This is a genomic window from Mesorhizobium sp. M7A.F.Ca.CA.004.06.1.1 (genome assembly GCF_003999135.1).
Classification (GTDB): Bacteria; Pseudomonadota; Alphaproteobacteria; order Rhizobiales; family Rhizobiaceae; genus Mesorhizobium.
This window is the reverse complement of sequence record NZ_RZPQ01001116.1, coordinates 1-1,321: the sequence shown is the minus strand read 5'-3', so window position 1 is coordinate 1,321 and position 1,321 is coordinate 1. Positions and strand designations below refer to the sequence as shown.

Here is a 1,321-nt window from a genome sequence, read left to right as displayed (position 1 = left end):
CGGTCCCTGTTTGCGCCTCGGCCAGCCCCATTGCCGCCGCCATCGCCCCTTGTGCCGGATCCCGGCAAGGCGCCCTTGCAAGCGGATGTCGCCGCCTCTGTTCCTGTTGCCGAAACCGGCAGGATCGTTCGCGTGCGCCGGCAAATCAGCCTGACATCACTGCCTCGCCTGCGCCACAGCGTGAACACGGCGGCGAGCCTGGAACTCGACCGGGGCGTGGCCTTCCTGCTGGTGCCGGTCTGCCTGGCGATCGGAGCGATCGGCTATTTTTCGCTGACGGCTGAACCCGACTTTGCGAGACCTGTCGCGGTTGTCATCTTGACGGGGATCTGTGCGCTGGTCTCGCGCTCATGGCCAAAGACCCATCTGTGTTTCATGGCGGCGCTTTTGTGCGCCCTAGGACTGCTTGCTGCCAAGGTCGAGACGTGGCGTGCGGGCACACAAATGTTGGGCTCGGAAATCTCGACGCAGGTGACCGGCCGCGTCGTCTCGCTCGACCGGATGGAAACTGGCCGTATCCGGCTGACCATCGACGTGACGTCGACCGCAAGACCGAAACTGCGCTATGCGCCGGAACGGGTGCGGCTTTCGGCACGCAAGATCCCGGCTGACGTGACCGCAGGCTCCCTCATCACTGGATATGCCAAGCTTTTGCCGCCGACTGGGCCGGTGCGGCCGGACAGCTATGATTTCTCCTTCGACAGCTATTTTGCCGGCATCGGCGGCAGCGGGTTCTTTCTCGGCAACCCCAAGCTTGTCGTCAGCGACGGTGGCGACATGCCGCTGCCGGCCCGAATTTCCTCTAGCGTGGAAAATGCCCGCGAGGCCATCGCCGACCATATCAGGGCGAGCGTCGGCGGCGCCGAAGGCGAGATCGCCGCGGCGCTGATCGTCGGCGTGCGCGCCGGCATTCCCGATGACATCAATGAGGCGATGCGACGTACCGGCATCTACCACATCATCTCGATTTCGGGACTGCACATGGCGCTGGTCGCAGGCACCATCATGGGCTTGCTGCGCGGCGCCTTCGCCTTGTTTCCCGACTTTTCCGCGCGTCGCCCGGTCAAGAAGTATGCCGCCTTCGCCGCACTGTTCTCGATCGCGGCCTATCTCATCATCTCTGGAGTCGTCGTTGCCGCCGAGCGCAGCTTCATCATGCTGGCGGTGATGCTGATTGCCGTGCTGTTCGATCGAGCAGCACTCACCATGCGCAATCTGGCGATCTCGGCGATCGCCGTCATCGTGGTGTCGCCGCATGAGGTGGTCGGCCCGAGTTTTCAGATGTCGTTCGCCGCGACCGCGGCTCTGGTCGGCGCCTATG

At 64.0% G+C, this 1,321-nt stretch carries 1 protein-coding gene; it reads left to right on the top strand.

The genetic code is table 11. The annotated features are described in order from the left end of the window. Positions 1-132: 132 nt before the first annotated feature. Positions 133-1,321 (top strand): ComEC/Rec2 family competence protein (locus EN906_RS34350; protein ID WP_164777617.1); only part of this gene is annotated, 1,189 nt, incomplete at its 3' end.